Here is a 15,208-nt window from a genome sequence, read left to right as displayed (position 1 = left end):
GCTTACGCGTCTTCCTCGCTCCCCGTCTCGTCACCGCGCTTGGCGACCAGCGCAGCGACCGCGCTGGCATCGGTCAGCATCCCGACAACCTGTCCGCCCTCGGTCAGCAGAATGCGGCCGCGCGCGTCGCTCAGGCTGATCATCGCGTCGCGCAGTGGCGTGTCGGCGGGCAGGGTCAGGCCGGTCGGCGCCGGGCGCGGGGCTGGCACCATGGCATCCCGCGCGGTCAGCACGCCCAGCGGGTTCATATGCGCGACGAATTCCGCGACATAGGCATTCGCGGGCCGGGTGTAGATCTCGGCCGGGGTGCCGCACTGGATGATGCGCCCGCCCTCCATGATCGCGATGCGGTTGCCGATCTTGAACGCCTCGTCCAGATCGTGACTGACAAAGATGATCGTCCGCTTGACGCGGGCCTGCAGGTCCAGAAGCTCATCCTGCAACCGGGTGCGGATCAACGGGTCCAGCGCCGAGAACGGCTCGTCCATAAGCAGGATCGGCGCGTTGGTGGCAAAGGCGCGCGCCAGCCCGACGCGCTGCTGCATGCCGCCCGACAGCTCGCCCACCTTGCGCTCGGCCCATTGCGACAGGCCGACCAGCGCCAGTTGCTCGTCCACCCGGCGGTTGCGTTCGCGGCGCTTGATGCCCGCCAGCTCCAGCCCGAAGCCGACATTGTCGCGCACGGTCCGCCAGGGCAGCAGGCCGAATTGCTGGAACACCATCGCCACTGCATCCGTGCAGATCTGGCGTTGCACCTTGGCGCTGGCCTTGGGCACGCTGACCATCTCCTTGCCGTCATGCACCAGCACGTCGCCCTGCACGATAGGGTTCAGCCCGTTCACCGCGCGCAAAAGCGTGGACTTGCCCGAACCGGACAGGCCCATCAGCACCAGAATTTCCCCCTCGGCCACGTCGAGCGAGCAATCATGCACGCCCAGCACCTGGCCCGTCTCTTTCTGGATATCGGCCCGCGACTGGCCGGTTTCCATCAGGGGGATGGCCTTCCACGGGTTGTCACCGAACACGATGGAAACGTGCTGGAACGACACCACGGTCTTGGGGCCCGTGTGGTCGACGGGGGCGGCCTCGGGGGCCTCGACGGTATCGCTCATGATTTTTTCCCCACGCGCAGCATCCGGTCCAGAATGATCGCCACCACGACAATCACCATGCCGCTTTCAAAGCCCAGCGAGGTGTTCACCGTGTTCAGCGCCCGCACCACCGGCACGCCCAGCCCGCGCGCGCCCACCAGCGCGGCGATCACCACCATCGACAGCGACAGCATGATCGTCTGGTTCAGCCCGGCCATGATCTGCGGATAGGCCGAGGGCAGTTCGACCTTCCACAGCACCTGCCGCTTCGTGCCGCCAAAGGCCTGCGCGGCCTCAAGCAGGGCGGGCGGGGTGCTGGAGATGCCCAGATAGGTCAGGCGGATCGGCGCAGGCACGACAAAGATCACCGTGGCGATCAGGCCGGGGACCATGCCCAGACCGAAGAACACGATGGCCGGGATCAGATAGACGAAGGTCGGCAGGGTCTGCATCAGGTCCAGCACCGGCGCGATCCAGGCGTAAAGCTTGGGCCGGTGCGCGACGGCGATGCCTATGGGCACCCCGATGCCCATGCAGACCAGACAGGCGGTCAGCACCAGCGTCAGGCTTTCGGCGGTTTGCTCCCAGTACCCCTGATCCAGAATGAACACAAAGCCGATCAGCACCAGCAGGCAAACCTTCCAGTTGCGCTGCAGCATCCAGGCGAGCAGGACGAAACCGGCGATGATCAGCAGGCTGTGACGCTCGGGCGTCCACCAGTCGAAATAGGGTTCGTACCGGCGACCGCCGTCGAACCAGTTGATCCCCGGTGCCCGCAACATGACGGCCAGAATGAGGTCAATGATCGCTTGCAGCACGGCGGACAGCCCGTCAAAGAACGACTCGGCCCCGGCCTGCACATAGTCAAAGCCGCGTTCGGCGGTGTCACCGACAGGAAGACGCTCGTCGGTCAGGCCCAGCAGCCGTTGCGGCAGCCATTGCACGAACCAGACCAGCGCGAACACCGCCCAGATCACGAAATCATAGAGCGCAACGGCGATCCAGATAACCGCATTGACCACAGCCAGACCGGCTGCCTTGATCCATTCCACCAAAATCTTCCCCCACGCGCCGGGCTTTGCGCCCTGTTAATGCTTGGGGCCGGCGCAAGGCCGGCCCCAAAATCCTGTCTTATCCTGCCAGCGCGGCGGTCACAGCCGCCATCGCATCGCCACCGTCGCGGGTGGTCACCCCCTCCAGCCACGGGCCCAGCACATCGGGATGCGCGGCCAGCCAGCTCGCGGCGGCCTCGTTCGGATCGGTGCCATCGTTTAGGATCGCGCCCATGATCTCGTTTTCCATCGCCAGCGTGAATTCGAGGTTGTTCAGCAGCGTGCCGACATTCGGGCATTCGCCGACATAGCCGGCGCGGGTGTTGGTATAGACCTCGGCGCCGCCATAGTTCGGGCCGAAATAGTCATCACCCCCGGCCAGATAGGTCATGTCGAAATTGGCGTTCATCGGGTGCGGTTCCCAGCCCAGGAACACCACCGGCTCGTCGCGGCGGTCGGCACGCTCGACCTGAGCCAGCATGCCCTGTTCCGAGCTTTCGATGACTTCAAAGCCATCAAGGCTGAACGCGTCGGCGTCGATCATGTCCATGATCAGCCGGTTGCCGTCATTGCCCGGCTCGATGCCGTAAATGCGGTCTTCCAGCGCTTCGGCATGCGTCGCGATGCTGGCGAAATCGGTGATGCCCAGCGCGGCCCCGGCGGCGTTGGTGGCCAGCGTGTATTTTGCGCCCGACAGGTTCATGCGCACGGTGTCGACGGTGCCCGCCTCACGGTAGGGGGCAATGTCGCCCTCCATCGTCGGCATCCAGTTGCCCAGAAACACGTCGATATCCCCCGAGGCCATCGAGGTATAGGTCACCGGAACCGAAAGCACGGTCACTTCGGTTTCATACCCCAGCGCCTCGAGAATGGTCGAGGTGGCAGCGGTGGTGGCGGTGATGTCGGTCCAGCCGACATCGGAAAAGCGGACAACATCACAGTTGGCAAGCGCAGGGGCCGAGGCCAGCGCGAGGGCGGCTGTGGTCATGCTCAAACGGGTTAGGGACATAAGGTCACTCCTGTTGGCGGTTTTTGTTGATTGACGAGTCAATAAACGATCGTCTAGCACAGAATCAACAGTTTTTCGGGGGCGGGCGTGTCTCGCGCCGGTTGGAAGGGAACGAAACATGCCCAAGATCGGGATGGAGCCTATACGACGGGCATCGCTGATCAAGGCCACAATCGCCGAAATCGGCCATGTGGGAACGCTGGAGGTAACGGTCAGCCGGATTGCCAAGCGGGCCGGGATGTCCTCGGCGCTGGCGCACCATTATTTCGGCTCGAAAGAGGCGATGTTTCTGGCCGCGATGCGTCATGTCATGACGGTCTACGGGGCCGAAGTGCGCGGCGCGCTGGCTGCCGCCGACACGCCCGAGGCGCGCGCCAAGGCCGTCATCCGGGCGTCGTTCACCGGGGCGAACTTTCGCCGTGAGGTCGTCGCCGCGTGGCTCAATTTCTACGTGCTGGCGCAGGGCCGGCCTGAAGCCCGCCGCCTGCTCAGCATCTATCAGCGCCGCATGGTGTCGAACCTGACCCACGCGCTGCGCCCGCCGCTGGGCGACCGGGCCGTCGATGTCGCGCATTCCATCGCGGCGATGATCGACGGGGCCTATCTGCACGCGGCTCTGGGCGATGAAGAACAAGACGCTCGCCGGGTGAAAGCCCGGATCGAGGATTATCTGACACTGGCGTTGAAAGGGATCTGAGATGCGCGCACAACCCACGGCCAGCCATTTCATTGACGGCGAGTATGTCGAGGACACCACCGGCGCGCCCATCGAGTGCGTCTATGCCGCAACCGGCGACATCGTCGCCCGGCTGCACGAGGCGACGCCCGCGCTGATCGACCGCGCGCTGGCCGCCGCCGCGCGCGCGCAGGTGGCGTGGGCCGCGCTGCGCCCGGTCGAGCGGGGGCGGGTGCTGCACAAGGCCTCGCAGATCATCCGCGCGCGCAATCAAGAGCTGAGCGAGCTGGAAACGCTCGATACCGGCAAGCCGATTCAGGAAACGCTGGTGGCCGATGCCACGTCTGGTGCCGATGCGCTGGAGTATTTCGCCGGTTTTGCCGCCACCGTGACCGGCCAGACAGTGCCCGTCGGCGGCGGCGATTTCGTCTATACCATTCGCGAGGCTCTCGGCGTCTGTGTCGGCATCGGCGCGTGGAACTACCCCACCCAGATCGCCTGCTGGAAAGCCGCCCCTGCGCTGGCCTTTGGCAATGCGATGGTGTTCAAACCGTCCGAAGTCACCCCCCTTGGCGCGCTGAAACTGGCCGAGATCCTGATGGAAGCCGGGGCTCCGGCGGGTCTGTTCAACGTCGTGCAGGGCCGGGGGCTGTGGGGGCGGCGCTGGTCACCGATCCGCGCGTGGCGAAAGTGTCGCTCACCGGCTCGGTGCCCACCGGCCGCAAGGTCTATGCCGCCGCCGCCCAAGGCATCCGCAACGTGACGATGGAACTGGGCGGCAAGTCGCCCTTGGTGATCTTTGACGACGCCAGCCTTGAGGATGCCATCGGCGCGGCAATGCTGGGGAATTTCTATTCCACCGGGCAGATCTGCTCGAACGGGACGCGGGTTTTTGTGCAAAAGGGCCTCAAGGACCGCTTCCTTGCGCGCCTGAAAGAGCGCACCGAAACCATCCTGATCGGCGAGCCGCTGGACCCCGAAACGCAGATGGGTCCGATGGTGACTGCCGATCAACTGGACAAGGTGATGGGCTATGTCGATGCCGGCGTGGCCGAGGGTGCCACCCTGATCACCGGCGGTAAGCGGCTTGACCGGGCGGGCAACTACATGCAGCCCACGGTTTTTGCCGATGTCACCGACACGATGACCATCGCGCGCGAAGAAATCTTCGGCCCGGTGATGGTGGTGCTGGATTTCGACACGGAAGAAGAGGTCATCGCCCGCGCCAATGACACCGAGTTTGGCCTTGCTGCCGGGGTTTTCACCGCCGATCTGGCCCGTGCGCACCGCGTCGTGGCGCAGCTGCAGGCTGGCACCTGCTGGATCAACACCTACAACCTGACCCCTGTGGAAGCCCCCTTCGGCGGCTCGAAACTGTCGGGCGTGGGCCGTGAAAACGGTCACGCCGCGCTGGAACATTATACGCAGGTGAAATCCGTCTACGTGGCCACCGGCCCCGTCGACGCGCCGTATTGAGAGACTGAAATGAACGCGGATTATGTGATCGTAGGGGCCGGGTCCGGCGGGTCGGCTGTTGCCTACCGGCTGGCCGAGGCCGGGCATTCGGTGCTGGTGGTCGAGTTCGGCGGCTCGGACGCCGGGCCGTTTATCCAGATGCCGGGCGCGCTGAGCTATCCGATGAACATGAAACGCTACGACTGGGGGCTCGAGTCCGAGCCCGAGCCGGGTCTGGGCGGTCGTCGCCTGGCCACCCCGCGCGGCAAGGTGATCGGGGGGTCGTCCAGCATCAATGGCATGGTCTATGTGCGCGGCCATGCGCGCGACTATGACCATTGGGCAGAGCAGGGCGCCGATGGCTGGGGCTTTGCAGATGTGCTGCCCTATTTCAAACGCATGGAGCATTGGCACGGGTCCGACGATGCGGGCGGCGGCGGTGAGTGGCGCGGCAGCGACGGCCCGCTGCACATCAGCCGTGGCAAGCGTGAGAACGTGCTGTTTGACGCCTTCATCGAGGCCGGGAAACAAGCGGGTTACCCCGTCACCCCCGACTACAACGGCCAACAGCAAGAGGGCTTTGGCGCGATGGAAGCGACGATCTATCGCGGCGAGCGGTGGTCGGCGGCCAAGGCCTATCTGAAACCAGCGATGAAAACCGGGCGGGTGAAGCTGGTCAAGGGTCTGGCCGCGCGGGTGGTGATCGAGAACGGCCGCGCCACGGGCGTGACGCTGGTTGACGGGCGCACAGTGAGTGCTGCGCGCGAGGTGATCCTTGCCGCCTCGTCCCTCAACACGCCGAAACTGTTGATGCTTTCCGGCGTCGGCCCCGCCGCGCATCTGGCCGAGCACGGCATTGCGGTCATCGCTGACCGTCCCGGCGTCGGCTCGAACCTGCAGGACCATTTGGAGCTGTATCTGCAATTCGCGACCAAGAAGCCGATCTCGCTGTTCAAATACTGGAACCTCTGGGGCAAGGCCTGGGTCGGCGCGCAATGGCTGCTTCTGGGGCGTGGGCCGGGGGCGTCGAACCAGTTTGAAAGCTGCGGTTTCATCCGCTCGGCACCGGGCGTCGATTATCCCGACATCCAGTACCACTTCCTGCCCATCGCCGTGCGCTATGACGGCAAAGCCGTGGCCGAGGGGCATGGCTTTCAGACCCATGTCGGCCCGATGCGCTCGAAATCGCGCGGCACGGTGCGGCTGCGCTCTGCGGATCCGTCAGATAACCCGCTGATCCGCTTCAACTATATGTCCCACCCTGACGACTGGACCGAATTCCGCACGGCGATCCGCCTGACGCGCGAGATCATCGGCCAGCCGGCGATGGCCCAGCACGTCAAGCATGAGATCCAGCCGGGAAGCGCCCTGCAGGACGACGACGCGCTGGATGCCTTTATCCGCGAGCACGCCGAATCGGCCTATCACCCCTGCGGCACGGCGCGCATGGGGCGGGCGGATGACCCGATGGCGGTGGTTGATCCCGAGGGTCGGGTGATCGGCGTCGACGGGCTGCGCGTGGCTGACAGTTCGATCTTTCCGCGCATCACCAATGGCAACCTGAATGGGCCGTCTATCATGGTCGGAGAGAAGATCGCCGACCATATCTTGGGGCGCACGCCGCTGCCTGCGTCAAATCTTGAGCCTTGGGTGAACCCGGCCTGGCAGACCGCCCAGCGTTAACGTTTCGTTAGGCTTTGTCTTGCGAGGCGGGGGCAGGCCCTCTAAACGGGGGGCATGTTAAGGATTTGTTCACTCTTCATCCTCATGATGGCCAGCGCGGTTCACGCCGCTGACCGCCTCTCGATCGAGGGCGCGGCGCGGGTCATCGACGGCGATACGCTTGAGGTGGCGGGCACCCGCGTGCGCCTGTTTGGGATCGACGCGCCGGAACGGTCGCAAACCTGCGTGGGGCCGCAGGGGGACTGGGACTGCGGCCGTTGGTCGGGCGAGGAACTGACGCGGTTGATCGGCGGGCGAACGGTCCGCTGCGATGGCGTGGAATGGGACCGCTACGAACGGTTGGTCGCGCGTTGTGAGGCGGGGCAGGGCGATCTGGGCGCGGCGATGGTGCAGGGCGGGGCGGCGATCGCCTATCGCGCCTATGCGCGCGACTATATCTATCCCGAACGCGCAGCGCGCTATCGCCGCCGTGGGGTCTGGCGCAATGGCGGTGACAATTTCACCACGCCTGCCGAATACCGCGCCGAAAGCCGCGCAGCGCAGGCGCAACCGCCGCAACGTGCCCCAGCGCACGGCGCCTGTGCGATCAAGGGCAATGTCTCGGCAAGCGGACAGGTTTATCATATACCCGGCCAACGCGACTATGAGCGCACGCGGATCGACGAGACCCGTGGCGAGCGCTGGTTTTGCACCGAAGATGAGGCCCGCGCCGCCGGTTGGCGCCGGGCTGCCCGCTGAAAGGCCTGAGTTTGGACGATCTGGAACACCGCGCCGCGCTGCCCGAAACCCTGCGCCTGCTGCTGGACGACTACCCGCGCGACATCTGGGAAAGTCACCGCAATTTCGACGGGTTGACGCGGTTCTGGCTGGACCGGCATCAGGGGTTTCGCACCCTGCTGCCGATGCTGCAGGCCCACACCCGCACGATCATCGAGCGCGACGCCGAGCCTGACCCACGTCGGCTGATCCAGCTGGCGGGGCAGTTGCTCAATGAACTGCACGGCCATCACCAGATCGAGGATCACCATTATTTCCCGATGCTGATGCAGGCCGAACCCAAGCTGGAGCACGGCTTTACCCTGCTCGACGCCGACCACCACACGCTGGATGCGCGGATCAAAGACCTTGCCGACCGCACCAACGCCGTGCTGCGCACCCTGCACGAAGGCCAGCCGCCGCGCGAAACGGCCGCCCTGCTGGACGAGGCGCTGACGCCCTTCGCCACCTTCCTTGACCGGCATCTGTCGGATGAGGAAGAGCTCGTCGTGCCGATTATCCTGCATCACGCGCTTAACTTATGATCCAGATCAAGGGGGTGGCCGGGGCGACAGGCTGGACTCTGTCCGTAACGCAAGACGGAGAAGACCATGTCCCACACCCCGCACGAACTGGCTGAAGAATTTCCGAGCGACGTCGAGAAAATGCACGCGCTCAAGACGAATGATGCGCATTTCGCCAAGCTGTTCGACGACTATCACGCGGTGAACAAAACCATCCACCGCGCCGAGACCAAGGTCGAACCCGTGGCGGAAGAGCACGAAGAGGCGCTGCGCAAACAGCGTCTGGTGCTCAAGGACGAGATCGCGGCAATGCTGCGCGCCGCCCCGTAAGCCAAGCGAAAAATAGGGTAACAGCGGGCCGCCCTTGGGGCGGCCCGTTCGCTTAGGGCGTCTGCCCGGCAATCGCGTAGGGCAGCAAGCCGCGCTTGTCGGGGTCGATCATCAACCCCTGTTCCAACGGCGGGATCGAGCGTTGGTGGCAATTGGGCCGCGCGCAGATCCGGCAGGAAATGCCAATCGGTTCAAACGCTTGCGGGTTGGTCAGGTCCATGTCATCGGCATAGGTCAGGGCTTCGGCATGGCGGATCTCGCAGCCCAGCCCGATGGCATAGCGCTGCACCGGTGCGCGGAAGGAACCGCCGGTTTTCGACACGTCCCGCGCCAGACAGAAGTAGCGCACGCCGTCGGGCGTCTCGGCGAGCTGGCGCAGGAAACGCCCGGGCGTCTCAAAGGCCTGATGGACGTTCCACAGCGGGCAGGCCCCGCCGTAGCGCGCGAATTGCAGGCGCGTGGCCGAGTGGCGCTTGGTGATCGTCCCGGCCTGATCGACGCGCACAAAGAAGAACGGCACGCCTTTGGCACCGGGGCGTTGCAGCGTCGAGAGCCGGTGCGCGACCTGCTCATAGGATGCGCCGAACTGGTCGGCGAGCATTTCGATATCGTGACGGGTCTCTTGCGCGGCGGCCTGAAAGACACGGTAGGGCAGCAGGGCGGCCCCTGCGAAATAATTGGCCAGCCCGACCTTGGCGATGTCGCGCGCTTCATCCGTCTGGAACCGGGCAAGATCCAGCGTGGCTTCGAGCAGGTCGTTCTGGGTCAGCAGGGCGATCTGGTGCAGGATCTGAAAACGGCGCGTGGGGCCAGCGGCCTTTGTTGAAATTGTGAGAATACGGCGCTGCGCATCGTAGCGGCGCAGCATGGGATCATCGGAAAACTGCAAGGCTACGCCTTTGCGTTCCAGCAGCTTCGCGGCTTTGGTTTCGATGCTGTCAGGCCCTTGGGCAAAATGCTCGGCGGCACAGTCCACGGCGTCGATGTAGTTGTCGCAGTAGTGGAAAAAGTCGCGCACCTCTTCCCAGGGGGCGGCGCGCAGCGTCCGGTCTTCGCGTCCCAGCGCCTCGTCCAGCGAGGCGAGGCGTTCGTGCGTTTGCCGGTAGGCCCGGTGCAACGCCAGCAGGGCGCGCGCCACACCCGGTGCGTTCGAGGCGACCAGCCGCAGGTCGGCAGCTGACGGGCTTGGGGCGGTGAAAACCGGATCCGCGAGGGCTTCGCGCAAATCGGACACCATACGCTCGCTGTCGCCTGTGCTCAGCTCGGTCACATCGGTGCCGAACTCACGCGCCAGTGCCAGAACCACCGCCGTTGAAACCGGGCGGTTGTTGTTTTCCATCTGGTTGAGATAGGGCAGCGAGACGCCCAGACGCGCGGCGAATTCCTTTTGCGTCAGCTGCAGACGCGACCGGATTTCGCGCAGCTTGGCACCGGCATACAGTTTTTGCACGGCCATTCAGGCGCTCCCCCAGTTTGCAACAAGGGAAGGCTAGCTTTGCAAAGCCGCGCTGCCAAGCGGTATCAGAGGCCCAGCTGACGATTGCGACGGATGACCAGCAAGATCGCCAGAAACGACCCGAGCAGCGAGGCACCCATGATCACCAGAAGCGGCCAGGCGCCGGTTTCTTCGGTCAGCCAGGCACCCGACAGGGCCGACAAGGCCGCGCCGCCGCCGATCATGATGGCCCCGCCAAGCCCGGCGGCCGTGCCCGCCAGCTGCGGGCGTACCGACAACATCCCGGCGTTGGAGTTGGGCAGCACCAGCCCATTGCCCACACCGACCAGCAGGAAGGGCACAAAGAAGCCCGCCGCACCGCCCCAGCCCGTCGCGACACACAGCGCCTGAAGGGCGATGCCGCCCGCCATGGCCAGATTGCCCAGGACGATCATGCGAATGACCCCCATCCGGGTGGAATACCGCCCCGACAGGTAGTTCCCCAGCCCGTAACCCAGCCCGGTGGTGCCGAAATACATTCCCAGTTCGCTGGCGCTTAGGTCATAAAGCACGGTGCCAATGAAGGGCGCGCCGCCCAGATAGGCGAAGAACACGCCCGAGGCAAAGGCGGTGCACAGCACAAACCCCCAGAAGCGCGGGGAGGTCAGCAGCTCAGGGTAGTCGCGCATCTGTTCGCGAAAGCTGGTTTCCTTGCGGTCCATGGTTTCGCCCAGATCGGCCCAGGTCAGCCATGTGACCATGACACCCAGCACGGCCAGCAGCGCAAAGCTGGCCTTCCAGCCGAACACCTCGTCCAGCGCGCCGCCGATGATCGGGCCGATCATCGGCACGATCGACATGCCCAGCGTGACATAGGCGATCATCGAAGCCGCCTTGTCCTCATCCACCATGTCGCGAACGATGGCCCGGCTCAGCGCCATGGAGGTGGCGACAGCGGCTTGCAGCATGCGGAAAACAAGGAAGGTGGCGGCATTGGGCGCGACCAGCGTGCCAAAGCTGGCGATGCAGAAGATCACCAGCGACACCAGCAGGATATTGCGGCGGCCATAGCGGTCCGACAGCGGCCCGATGGCCAGCTGCAACAGGGCGCTGAACCCCAGATACACCGAGACCGACAGCTGCATCAGCCGATAATCGGTGTCGAAATACTCGGCCATATTCGGCAGCGAGGGCAGGAACACGTTCATCGACAGGGCCGAAACCCCCGAGAGCAGGATCAGTGTTGCCAGATGCGGAGGAGAGTTTCTGTCCAGAAACTTGGGCGTGGAACCATTCATTTCACAAGCGTATTGTTGCGCGCGTGCGGTGTCCATAGCTGCCATGCGGCTGTGTCCACTTTGTGGGCGAATGTTGCCTGCCATCCGGCGAGCGTGCCGCCCGGATCGCCCTTGGTGCGATCCGGGCAGCCGCCGGTCTCACAGCGCGCGGCGCCAGCGCTTCACCGGGCCGATCATCTGGGATGCGACGATGGCAACCGTGGCCAGCAGCAGCCCCGCGCTGATCGGGCGGGTGACGAAGGTCAGGTAGTCGCCGCTGGCCAGCATCAGCGAGCGGCGGAAGTTTTCCTCGATCATCGGGCCCAGCACGATGCCCAGAACCAGCGGTGCGGTGGGGAACTTCAGGATGCGCAGCACATAGCCCAGCACACCGAAGCCCAGCAGCTGGTAGATGTCGAACACCGACAGATGGACGGAATAGGTGCCGATCACGATCAGCACGATGATGCCGGGATACAGCAGCTTGTACGGGATGCGCAGCAGGCTGACCCAGATCCCGATCAGCGGGATGTTGAAAATCACCAAGAGCAGGTTGCCGATCCAGAAGCTGGCGATCAGGCCCCAGAAAACCTCGGGCGTGTCGTTCAGCAGGCCCGGGCCGGGCTGGATGCCGTGCACGATCATCGCCCCCAGCATCAGCGCCATCACCGCATCGCCCGGAACGCCCAGCGTGAGGGTGGGGATAAAGGCGGTTTGGGCGGCGGCGTTGTTGGCTGCTTCGGGCCCTGCGACGCCTTCGACCGCGCCCTGACCCATCTGCGCACGGTTGCGCGCGACCTTGCGCTCGGTCGCATAGGAAAAGAACGATGCGACGGTCGAGCCGGTGCCGGGCAATGCACCAAAGAACGACCCGATCGCCGAGCCGCGCCAGATCGCTGGCACACTGTCGCGCATCTCGCGCCCCGTCGGGATCATCGAGCGCAGCGAGATCTTTTGCGCCAGCGGCGAGCCGCGCTCTCCCTTGCCGATATTGGCGAGGATCTCGGACAGGCCGAACAGCCCCATGGCCGAGGCGACCAGACTGATGCCGTCGACCAGCTCCATGTTGCCATAGGTAAAGCGCATGGTGCCCGAGATCGTGTCCAGACCGACGATGCCCAGCGCCAGGCCCAGCACCACCATCGCCAGACCCTTGACCGCTGATCCTTCCGAGAGGGTCGACGCGGCGACAAGGCCCAGCGTCATCAGCATGAAGTATTCCTGCGAACCGAATTGCAGCGCGAATTCGGCCAGCGAGGGGGCAAAGGCCGACATCAGCAGGATGCCGATGGATCCGCCGATGAACGACGCCACCGCCGACAGGAACAGCGCCGCTCCGGCGCGGCCGTTCCGCGTCATCTCGTAGCCGTCCAGACAGACCACGGCGGACGAGGCGGTGCCGGGCAGGCGCAACAGGATCGACGCGACCGAGCCGCCATACTGCGCGCCGTAGTAGATGCCTGACAGCATGACCAGCGCGTTTGTGGGGGTGGTGTAATAGGTCAGTGGCAGCAGCATCGAGATGGCGGCGAGCGGGCCGACACCGGGCAGCACGCCGATGAACATCCCGATGGAAACGCCCATGAAGCACCAGGTCAGCGTCGAGAGCGAGAAGGCGACACCAAAGCCCAGAATGAGGTTGTCGATCATCCGCGATCTCCGGGGTACATCTGCAATTGCAGGTTCAGGCCAAAGCGGAACACCAGCCAGACCACCGCCACCAGCACCACAGCCAGCACCAGCACGCTGACCGGTTTGCGCCCGCTTTCGGCCAATGCCGCCAGGACCACCAGCGCGACAATCGCCACGGCGGCGCCGGTCACCGGCAGCAGCAGGCCAAACACCGCCACACTGGCAATGATCAGGCCAACAGGGCGCAACGGGCCGGTGTCGATGGGCTCGTCGTCCTTTCTGGCGTTGATCAGCAGGATCACGGCGAACAGCACAAACAGCCCGGTCAGGATCCACGGGAAATAGCCCGGCCCCATCATCCGCGCGCTGCCCAGTCGCAGACTTGAGGCCTGCAAGCCGGTGATCAGCGCGCAGAGCAGCAAGAGCGCCGCGCCGACACGATCCCGCGTGAGCAGCGCTGCGATCCGGTTTTGTGTCGGGGGTGAGGGCTGCGTCATGGCTGGGAACCTCCTGTCAGCGCCCGTTGAACACGGGCTTGCGCTTGGCCTTGAAGGCCGCCAGCGCGTCGGCGGCATCTTGCGAGTTCAGCACCGTATCGACGCGCGACATCAGTTCGTACTGGGTCTGCATCGGCGCGTCGCCCACGGCATCCAGCGCCATCCGCTTGAGCATCGTCACCACCAGCGGCGCATTCGCCGCGATGCCGGCGGCCAGCTTGCGCGCCTCGACGACATGCTGCCCGGCGGGCACCAGCCGGTTGGCCAGCCCCACGGCATAGGCGCGCTCGGCGGTGAGGGGCTCGCCGGTCATCATCATCTCAAGCGCCAGCCGCAGGGGCATGCGGCGCGCAAGGATCGACACCGCGCCTTTGGCGACACCGACCTTGGCCTCGGGGTAGATCAGGCTTGCCTCTTCGGTCATCACCACCAGATCGCACATCTGGGTCAAGACCACGCCCGCACCAATGACCTTGCCCGACAGCGCGGCGATGATCGGCTTGTCGCAGCGAAAGCCCAGTTCGGGCACGCCTTGCCAGAAATGTTCGGGCGGATCGTTCAGATCGGCCCCGGCGCAAAACACGTCAGTGCTGACCGATTTCAGGATCGCGACGCGGGCGTCTCCGGCGGCGAAAGTGTCAAAGCAGGTGCGAAGATCGCGGAACATCGCGGCGGTCAGCGCATTCTTCTTTTCCGGGCGGCGTAGGGTGATTTCGGCGATGCCATCGGCCTCGTCGTAGTCGATATTGTCAAACTGCATTGGGGTGCCTGTCAGATCAAAAAGGCCCCGCCAGCGCGGGCGGGGCCTGAGGGTGTCACTCGATCGAGATGCCAGCAGCGTCGCGGATCGCGCCAAAGGTGGTCAGGCCCTCGGCAACGGCGGCGTCGGTTTCAGCCGGATCGCGGAACTGAGGCAGCAGGCCCATGCGCAGCACTTGCTCGCGGTAGGCATCCGAAGCGACCAGATCCGCCAGCGGTGCCGCCATCGCGGCCAGCATCTCGGGGTCGGTGCCATCGGGCGCGAAAACGCCGAACCAGCCGGTGATCGCCACATCCAGACCCTGCTCGCGGGCCGTGGGCATGTCGGGCAGGTTGGGGTGACGCTCGGCGGTCAGGGTGGCGATGATGCGCAGGTGTTCGGCGTCGGATTGCGTTGCGGCGACCGGGTCGGCGAGGAATTCAACCTCGCCCGACATCACGGCGGCCATCGCGTTGTTCGAACCCTGATAGGGGATATGCGTGGCGTCAACGCCTGCGGCCATCAGGATCATCTCGGTGGTGAACTGTCCCATCGAGCCGACACCGGCGGTGCCGAATTTGGCCTCGTGATCGCCCAGATAGGCGATGAAGTCGTTCATGTCCTGGATCGGCAGATCGGCGTTCACGGCCAGGAAGCTGGCGGCATCGGCGACGGTGGCGATGCCGGTGAAGTCGGCCTGCGGGTCATAGCTGACCGCCGGGTTGATCAGCGGCTGGATCACCTGCGTGGCATTGTTGCCGAAGAAGATCGTGTAGCCGTCACCCTCGGCCTGCGCGGCCTGGGTTGCACCGACGACGCCGCCTGCACCGGGCCGGTTTTCCACGACGACCGGTTGGCCAACAGCAGCCGAGATCGCCTCGGCGGCAGCGCGGGCCAGAATGTCGGTGGTGCCGCCCGGATTGTAGGGCACGATCATGGTGATCGGGTGATCCGGCCACTCGGCCAGCGCGGCGGTTGCGGTGATCGACAGGCTCAAGGCCAGCACCGACGTAAAGGTCTTGTTCATGGTGTCCTCCCGTATGCACGCCCGA

At 65.0% G+C, this 15,208-nt stretch carries 14 protein-coding genes and 1 pseudogene; 6 read left to right on the top strand and 9 right to left on the bottom strand.

Features of this window, described 5'->3' with window-relative positions; translation table 11 throughout:
* Positions 1–2 precede the first annotated feature (2 nt).
* The 3 genes from choV to choX all read right to left on the bottom strand — a co-directional run bounded on the left by choV (position 3) and on the right by choX (position 3,152).
* Entirely contained in the window at positions 3–1,112 is a 1,110-nt protein-coding gene (gene choV / locus OKW52_RS18935) for a choline ABC transporter ATP-binding protein (protein WP_264507082.1), read from the bottom strand.
* Positions 1,109–2,143, bottom strand: coding sequence for a choline ABC transporter permease subunit (gene choW / locus OKW52_RS18930; RefSeq protein ID WP_406622285.1), 1,035 nt, complete (start codon positions 2,141–2,143; stop codon positions 1,109–1,111). The genes choV and choW overlap by 4 nt, the downstream gene beginning before the upstream one ends.
* Positions 2,144–2,222: 79 nt before the next feature.
* Positions 2,223–3,152 carry a choline ABC transporter substrate-binding protein gene (choX, locus tag OKW52_RS18925; protein ID WP_264507081.1) on the bottom strand — a complete coding sequence of 310 codons (930 nt, stop codon included), beginning with the start codon at positions 3,150–3,152 and terminating at the stop codon, positions 2,223–2,225.
* A gap of 118 nt (positions 3,153–3,270) precedes the next feature.
* Here choX and betI point away from each other — a divergent pair, with 118 nt between their 5' ends.
* The 6 genes and pseudogenes from betI to OKW52_RS18895 all read left to right on the top strand — a co-directional run bounded on the left by betI (position 3,271) and on the right by OKW52_RS18895 (position 8,576).
* Positions 3,271–3,849, top strand: coding sequence for a choline-binding transcriptional repressor BetI (gene betI, locus OKW52_RS18920; RefSeq protein WP_264507080.1), 579 nt, complete (start codon positions 3,271–3,273; stop codon positions 3,847–3,849).
* Position 3,850: 1 nt separating this feature from the next.
* A pseudogene (gene betB, locus OKW52_RS18915) lies at positions 3,851–5,304 on the top strand (betaine-aldehyde dehydrogenase).
* 9 nt (positions 5,305–5,313) lie between these two features.
* Complete coding sequence (gene betA / locus OKW52_RS18910) at positions 5,314–6,966, top strand: choline dehydrogenase (RefSeq protein WP_264507079.1); 1,653 nt, start codon at positions 5,314–5,316, stop codon at positions 6,964–6,966.
* An 87-nt stretch (positions 6,967–7,053) separates the two neighbouring features.
* Positions 7,054–7,704 (top strand): thermonuclease family protein, encoded by a 651-nt coding sequence (locus OKW52_RS18905; protein ID WP_319800482.1) that lies wholly within the window; start codon positions 7,054–7,056, stop codon positions 7,702–7,704.
* A gap of 11 nt (positions 7,705–7,715) precedes the next feature.
* A complete protein-coding gene (locus tag OKW52_RS18900; protein ID WP_264507077.1) occupies positions 7,716–8,267 on the top strand; it encodes a hemerythrin domain-containing protein in 552 nt (183 codons plus the stop codon).
* A 66-nt stretch (positions 8,268–8,333) separates the two neighbouring features.
* Complete coding sequence (locus OKW52_RS18895) at positions 8,334–8,576, top strand: YdcH family protein (protein WP_264507076.1); 243 nt, start codon at positions 8,334–8,336, stop codon at positions 8,574–8,576.
* A 52-nt stretch (positions 8,577–8,628) separates the two neighbouring features.
* On the opposite strand, the gene OKW52_RS18890 is transcribed toward OKW52_RS18895, so the two are convergent.
* The 6 genes from OKW52_RS18890 to OKW52_RS18865 form a co-directional block, all read right to left on the bottom strand.
* Complete coding sequence (locus OKW52_RS18890) at positions 8,629–10,032, bottom strand: helix-turn-helix domain-containing protein (RefSeq protein ID WP_264507075.1); 1,404 nt, start codon at positions 10,030–10,032, stop codon at positions 8,629–8,631.
* 65 nt (positions 10,033–10,097) lie between these two features.
* A complete protein-coding gene (locus tag OKW52_RS18885) occupies positions 10,098–11,345 on the bottom strand; it encodes a multidrug effflux MFS transporter (protein WP_264507744.1) in 1,248 nt (415 codons plus the stop codon).
* 102 nt (positions 11,346–11,447) lie between these two features.
* A complete protein-coding gene (locus OKW52_RS18880) occupies positions 11,448–12,938 on the bottom strand; it encodes a tripartite tricarboxylate transporter permease (protein WP_264507074.1) in 1,491 nt (496 codons plus the stop codon).
* Entirely contained in the window at positions 12,935–13,417 is a 483-nt protein-coding gene (locus tag OKW52_RS18875; protein ID WP_264507073.1) for a tripartite tricarboxylate transporter TctB family protein, read from the bottom strand. The genes OKW52_RS18880 and OKW52_RS18875 overlap by 4 nt, the downstream gene beginning before the upstream one ends.
* Positions 13,418–13,433: 16 nt before the next feature.
* Complete coding sequence (locus OKW52_RS18870; protein WP_264507072.1) at positions 13,434–14,177, bottom strand: enoyl-CoA hydratase/isomerase family protein; 744 nt, start codon at positions 14,175–14,177, stop codon at positions 13,434–13,436.
* Between the two features lie 55 nt (positions 14,178–14,232).
* Entirely contained in the window at positions 14,233–15,183 is a 951-nt protein-coding gene (locus tag OKW52_RS18865) for a Bug family tripartite tricarboxylate transporter substrate binding protein (RefSeq protein WP_264507071.1), read from the bottom strand.
* Positions 15,184–15,208: the final 25 nt, after the last annotated feature.

Origin of the sequence: Pararhodobacter zhoushanensis, from assembly GCF_025949695.1 — a bacterium.
In the GTDB taxonomy this organism is placed as follows: domain Bacteria; phylum Pseudomonadota; class Alphaproteobacteria; order Rhodobacterales; family Rhodobacteraceae; genus Pararhodobacter; species Pararhodobacter zhoushanensis_A.
This window is presented reverse-complemented; position numbering and strand designations above follow the sequence as displayed.